We start from the raw sequence: 6,607 nt of genomic DNA on the forward strand, positions 1-6,607 counted from the left end.
ATGTATCGAGCAGGCCCACCAACACCGCTGCCAATGTCCAAAACTCGCGAGTTGGGGGATAGTGCCAAACGGTTGATAGCGCGATCGCAAGCTTTGGTGCCAAAGTAGTGGTATTGGTCTAGGTGATCCAATTCTAGCAAATCTTCAATTTGCAAAGGACCTGTGGCTTTTCCTTTTTGTTTCAGTGCTTGGCGAATACTATGGATGCGCCAATCGTAAATCAAAGCTTCATCTTTTGAGAGAGGATATTCTTTTTCTGGTTGTGATAGTGTCATGGTTATTCCAAGGTAATTTCGTGTTTAAAAAGTCAACAATCCTGGTTATGTGGGAAGGATTTCGGATCAAGCATTTCGGATGGAGTACAGAAAAATGGCTCTAGGGAACCTAGTATGCAGAAAAACGCGCTTATTGCCCAGTAAGTATGAGCCCACTAAGTATGATTGGGCAGGTTATTTCTGAAAAATCCTTATCTGAACAACTAAAACTCCCGCCCAATCAAGATTAGATTAATTATTTACTGACAGTTTTACATCCCCAATCCGGTAGAGCCAGAAAACCCTTACAAGCTCCAACTTTAATTAACAGTTCTACCTTTTTCCGGACTGGTTTAGGTACTTTGGGTATGTACCAGTTTTTCGGGCTCTTTTTTAGGTGTTACTGAATCTTTGAATGAATAGGAGTAGAGTGGGCATCCTGCCCGCCCGAAAATATATTGAAACTGGATTGAAACTGGCAAGATGCCAGTTCCACCAAGATGCCCATTCTACAAAATGCTTAAAATCATTCCATTATTAAGCAATGCCCCAAATTCAGTAAGAATAACTGCCTTCATTAACTCTGTCATGCTTGTTCGGAATTCCTCCTGCTCAAGATTCCCTTAAGATAGCTCGGATTTCCATTAAAATTTCTCCCAGGCGATTCTTACCGCTCCTATCTTTACCACAACCCCAATAATAATCCTGGGGAGCATCTTCCACAATTAGTTCGTCCCCTGTCCCCAGCAGAATTTCGCGGATATCAGCATGGGTTTGAAACTTACAGAGTAAGCCTCGCCCCATAACATCCTCTTTGATTTCTTCCCAATCCCTGCGCAGAGGACGAGTACGCTCTCGTCCCATGCTCGCAGCTTCTGCGGGAGTCTTGCAAGAGCGAATTTCTTCTACATGGGACGTACCAGCAAATTTCTGGGCTTGGAAATAATGCTCTGAGGTGGGCCACCAGAGTCCGTCCAGTTCAAACCCATGGGGGGAAAAGTTGGAGAAACAACCATAGGGCTTTTCGCTAATGTCGTAAAAGTAAATGGTCACAGCTTGACTCCCAAAATTTTACCCCAGGCGAAAATGCAAAATGCCCCACTGCATGTACCCTTTTTCGTAATACTCGATCCAGGGTTCAATGCTTTTCAAGGTTTTATCGGCAAATTCGGTGGAAGTAATTCTGACTACCTCCTGATAGCGTACGCGCACTTCTTCCCCAAATCGTCGATAATGGGTAGGCACATGTTCAGAAAGGTCAATAAAGTGCAATTCCTCAAAACCCAATTCCTGGGCTGTCTGACTATAAAAGCGATAGGAACCCATATCCTTGATACCCAGACGGTCAAAGGCTGGTTGCAGTAGCCCTGGTGGACAAGTCTCCCTTTGCATGGGGTCAGTAAAAATCAACTCTCCCCCTGGCTGCAAAACCCTCTTAATTTCTTCAAAGACCTGAGTGCGATCGCTACTGTGTAAAATGGCATCCTGGGACCAGACAATATTAAAGGAATTGTCTGGATAGGGAATATCCTCAAAACTCCCCTGAGTTACCTCAACTAAGTGGGCTAAATTCTGCTCTTGGTTCAGTTGGCGGTTGCGTTGATTTTGCCGCTCGCTTAAATTGAGACAGCAGACAGAACAACCGTAGGTTTTGGCCAGATACCGCGCCGCCCCTCCATAACCAGCACCTAGATCGATGACTCGTGAATCGGGAGCTAGATTTTCCAGAGTTTGGGCAATTGTTTCCACCGTGCGCTTGGAGGCATCATGGATCGGTTCATCCGAACTCTTGTATATCCCATAAGTGATATGCTCACCACCCCAGAAAGTAGCATACAATCGGTCTGTTTCTGCACCATCATAATAGGTTTGCGCTGTTTTCACCGCTTCTGAATAAGTGGTATTCATACCGCTATCTCCTTGGGTTCTAACCTTAGAGAAAGTTGTGGAGATTTCCACCAGCGCTCGCCCTGTAATAAGGTGTGAACTTGCCAACTGGGTGAGGTTTGGGGATAATCCCTGCGGTAATGTCCGCCCCGACTTTCTGTGCGCAATGCTGCACTTTTGAGAATTAAATGGGCAATATCCAGGAGATTGAAGGTTTCTGCAGCCGTTCGCAATTGCTGCTCGGCTAATGGTGACTCAAATTTAACTGTTTGGTTGGGCTGTAAATCGAGCAAGTATTGACTCACCTCTAAGCCAGCCAATTCAGAGCGCCAGGAATTAACTTCAGCAAGGGCTGACTCCAAAACTTCCTGGGAGCGACAAATTCCTGCACTTTGCCACATCAGGGAGGGTAAACTTTGCCTTACTGATGCTATCTTCTCGATGTCCCTTGCCCAGTCACCTTTCTCTTTTATAAAGGGTAGGGATTCCTGCAGAACTGGATTAGGAGCTGTTTGAATTTCAGCTAATTGGGCGGCAAAAACCAAACATTCCAATAAGGAATTACTCGCTAAGCGATTGGCACCATGAACCCCCGTACTAGCTGTTTCACCAATGGCATATAGCCCCGGAATCGAGGTGCAACTGCTCAGATCGCAAGCCACTCCTCCCATCCAGTAATGGGCAGCAGGTGCAACGGGAATGGGTTGTTTGAAGATATCAATGCCCCAATGTTGACATACGTTAATAATATTGGGGAAACGATAGCGAATTTGCTCTGGCTCAATGGGTTGCAAGTCTAAATAAACATTCCCGTGGCTAGGATCGGCGGAGGTTTTTTCTAAGTGACTAAAAATTGCCCGACTTACCACATCTCTAGGAGCCAATTCCCCTGAAGGGTGGTAATTAAAAGCAAAGCGATCGCCTTTGTGATCTACTAAATGTGCCCCCTCTCCCCGGACAGCTTCTGTAATCAAAAATCGAGGTGCCCCTGGTTTGGTTAAAGCTGTGGGATGAAATTGGAAAAACTCCAAATCTCTAACAATTGCCCCAGCCCGCCAAGCCAGTGCTACTCCATCTCCTGTACTTACGGCTGGGTTAGTGGTCTGGGCAAACACTTGACCGCCACCACCTGTTGCTAGGATTACCGCAGAGGCTCTTAGCCAAGATATCTGACCTTGATGGAGGAGGCTAATCCCCTGACAATGACCAGTTGCTGGATTGAGCCATAAACTCAAAGCCACTGCGTGAGATAGCACCTGAATATTTGGACGCTCTAAAACTTTACCAGTCAGCGTATCCACAATTGCTCGACCGGTGGTGTCTGCGGAATGGAGGACGCGGGGACGAGAGTGGGCTGCCTCTAGGGTCATGGCTAGCTTTTTGCCTTTGCGGTCAAAGGCTACTCCCATCTTCACTAGAGAGTCAATGGCAGCAGAGGCATTTTCCACCAGATACGTTACCGCCTCGCGATCGCAAAGACCAACACCCGCTCGCTGGGTATCCTCTAGGTGAAGCTCTGGGGAATCAGATGGGTCAATAGCAGCAGCAATTCCTCCCTGAGCCCAGTTGCTAGAGCCTGTTTTCAGGGTGTCTTTGGTAATCAAACCTACCTGCAAATGAGCAGGTAGACAAAGGGCTGCATATAGCCCAGCTGCACCACTGCCCACCACTATGATGTCAAATTGGGAGGGAGTATTGGCAGATCTGGAAGACTCGTCAGGGGATGATTTAAAATCTTGCACGATAGATCATATGTCACTAATTTTTGATTAATCCCTAAGCAGTTATTCGTTTTCACAAGACAAATTGCTTAATAAGTTATAAGCTCTAACTTATAACTTATACTTTTGTCAAGTAATTGTGTCAACCTGCTCAGGGGCACTACAGCACTACACTGATAACTCCAACATCCGTTGAATTGGTCGCAACGCCGCTACTCGGATATCTTCCGGCATAGTAATTTCTGGTGTTTTCTGCTTCATGGCTAGATACAGCTTCTCCAAAGTATTGAGCCGCATGTGAGGGCATTCGTTACAGGCACAATTGCTATCCATACCTGGAGCAGGGATGAAATTTTTCTGGGGTGCCCTCTTTTGCATTTGGTGAATAATTCCTGGCTCAGTAGCCACGATAAATTCTTCCGTTGAACTTTCCTCGCTATACTTTAATAAACCTGTTGTGGAACCAATGTAACTGGCATGACGCAATAGAGGGGCTTCGCATTCTGGATGGGCAATAAACTCTGCTTCAGGATGCTGTATTTTCAGTTCCACGATCTTTTTCTCAGAAAAGGTTTCATGGACAATACAGCTCCCCTCCCACAGGACTAACTCCCGTCCGGTTTGCTCCATGACATAGCGACCTAAGTTCTTATCTGGGGCAAAAATAATCGGCTGGTCTTTCGGAATTTGGTTGACGATCTTAACTGAGTTAGAACTGGTGCAAATGATATCGCTCATCGCTTTAATGGCAGCGGAGCAATTAATGTAAGATACCACCAAATGGTCAGGATGGGCTGCTTTGAATGCCGCAAATTCTTGGGGAGGGCAACTGTCAGCTAGGGAGCAACCTGCGTTTAAATCGGGGAGTAGTACCAATTTATTGGGGTTAAGGATTTTGGCAGTTTCTGCCATAAAGTGAACCCCAGCAAAGACGATAACATCTGCATCTGTAGCCGCCGCTTGTTGAGAAAGACCTAGAGAATCGCCGAGATAGTCAGCAATATCTTGAATATCTGGTTCTTGGTAATAGTGAGCGAGAATAACTGCGTTTAATTCTTGTTTGAGGTCTTCAATCGCTTCAAAAAGGTCTTTGGGCGGATACTCCAACTCTAGGGTTGTTTTTGGGAGGACATTTGTAAACATCGTATTATTTACCTATTTCTGACTAGTTTACTAGTTTTTGAAGCTTTTCTTTCTTTAATAAATATTAAATCTGCGGTAGCCCACTGGGTGGTGTACTAGGAAAATTTCCTTAAGTTCTGCTATCTTTCTGCGGATCTTACCACTTAGAGACCTTTTATCGCTACCCGATTCATCACAAGATCTGCATCACTCCCGGTCTAGTTGTAATTTTGTACCCAGAACACAACAGTAAAAACCCTAGTATCCTAGTGCCAATGATCAAAATCCAATTTGGTTTTTAATTTGTTTGTTGATTTGATTTTGTTGATTTGATGATTATAACTATGAGCCGATTTCGCTCCCCGTGATATCCCCCCACTCTTCGATTCAGTAATTTTGGGGGAGGGTATTGACAAGTGTATAGTTTTACTATTACAACTTTTATGATCGGAAAACTTACTTATGGGCTATGTTAATTTTTATTAAAAAAAACAGCCAAATTAGATTATAAATAAAATTAAAGGGGTAAGATTTTTAATTCAGCCGAATTAGGGAAGGTTAATCAAGTGAATCTCAAACTGAACAACTAACTGGCTTCATGAAAAGACTGAAAATAAAAGACAACCTAGGCTCGGAATATTGATAGTTGATTGCTATGTTTATAGATAGCCTAACCAAAACCAACCAAACGTTTTAGTTTATCACTATCGAAGGTAACCCAATGGATTGCTTCGACTTATACAACCCTGTTAAAGTTCTATTTGGTAAAGGTAAGATTGCAGCTATTGCTAATGAGATTACCACCGATGCCAGAGTTTTAATGACCTACGGTGGCGGCAGCATTAAAAAGAACGGGGTATATGAACAAGTCAAAGCTGCTCTTGCCAAACATACAGTTCTAGAATTCGGTGGTATCACCCCTAACCCTGAGCTGGAAATACTGTTAGATGCTGTCAAGTTTGCTCGCACTGAAGAGATAACTTACCTGTTAGCTGTCGGTGGCGGTTCTGTAATTGATGCTACCAAATTTATCGCAGTGGCGGTTCCGTTTGTTGGGGACTTGTGGGACATCTTAGTTGCCAATGCTCCATTAACAGCAGCACTGCCTTTGGGGACAGTACTAACCTTGCCAGCGACTGGTTCAGAAATGAACTCTTATTTTGTAGTAACTAGACGTTCCAGTCAAGAAAAACTCCAGAGGAGAAGCGAGTTAGTATTTCCCCGCTTTTCCGTACTAGACCCCACAGTAACTTTTTCCCTGCCACGACACCAAATCAGTAACGGGATAGTTGACTCCTTCACTCATACACTGGAACCATACCTCACTTGCTAGGTTACTTACTCGGTCAGAACCGCCCTTTGATTTAGGTTTGATGTGTTCGACCTCTAGTTGAGTATCAGTCACACCACAGTAAGCACATTTACGATTCCATTTGGAAAGTAGATATTCTCTAACTTCATATCCGTAGAGTGTGCCCTGCTGATACTCTGTTCCAGAAATTTCAGGGTTTTCCATCTTCTGAGTATCGAACCTAACTAATTCCTGAGAAATGCCAGTTATCGGACAAAATCGAGTAAGTTTTTTTACCCATGTGAGAATATTATGAACTCTCGACATTAGAC

5 protein-coding genes and 3 pseudogenes are annotated in these 6,607 nt (G+C 44.4%); 2 read left to right on the plus strand and 6 right to left on the minus strand.

The features are described 5' to 3' along the window. From F6K37_RS29170 to nadA, 5 genes and pseudogenes are all read right to left on the minus strand, one after another. Positions 1–275: pseudogene (locus F6K37_RS29170) on the minus strand (methyltransferase domain-containing protein); the annotation flags it as partial. A gap of 591 nt (positions 276–866) precedes the next feature. Then, complete coding sequence (gene ybiA, locus F6K37_RS29175; protein ID WP_008190762.1) at positions 867–1,307, minus strand: riboflavin biosynthesis intermediates N-glycosidase; 441 nt, start codon at positions 1,305–1,307, stop codon at positions 867–869. Between the two features lie 18 nt (positions 1,308–1,325). Further along, complete coding sequence (locus F6K37_RS29180; protein ID WP_008190760.1) at positions 1,326–2,162, minus strand: SAM-dependent methyltransferase; 837 nt, start codon at positions 2,160–2,162, stop codon at positions 1,326–1,328. After that, positions 2,159–3,883, minus strand: coding sequence for an L-aspartate oxidase (gene nadB / locus F6K37_RS29185; protein WP_008190757.1), 1,725 nt, complete (start codon positions 3,881–3,883; stop codon positions 2,159–2,161). The genes F6K37_RS29180 and nadB overlap by 4 nt, the downstream gene beginning before the upstream one ends. Positions 3,884–4,030: 147 nt before the next feature. Beyond that, a complete protein-coding gene (gene nadA / locus F6K37_RS29190) occupies positions 4,031–5,005 on the minus strand; it encodes a quinolinate synthase NadA (RefSeq protein WP_287253963.1) in 975 nt (324 codons plus the stop codon). A gap of 116 nt (positions 5,006–5,121) precedes the next feature. Here nadA and F6K37_RS44865 point away from each other — a divergent pair, with 116 nt between their 5' ends. Further along, entirely contained in the window at positions 5,122–5,286 is a 165-nt protein-coding gene (locus F6K37_RS44865) for a carbohydrate porin (protein WP_131827430.1), read from the plus strand. 419 nt (positions 5,287–5,705) lie between these two features. Then, positions 5,706–6,311: pseudogene (locus tag F6K37_RS29195) on the plus strand (iron-containing alcohol dehydrogenase); the annotation flags it as partial. Between the two features lie 3 nt (positions 6,312–6,314). Here F6K37_RS29195 and F6K37_RS29200 read toward each other — a convergent pair. Continuing rightward, a pseudogene (locus F6K37_RS29200) lies at positions 6,315–6,607 on the minus strand (RRXRR domain-containing protein); the annotation flags it as partial.

It is taken from the genome of Moorena sp. SIO4E2, from assembly GCF_010671945.1.
In the GTDB taxonomy this organism is placed as follows: domain Bacteria; phylum Cyanobacteriota; class Cyanobacteriia; order Cyanobacteriales; family Coleofasciculaceae; genus Moorena; species Moorena producens.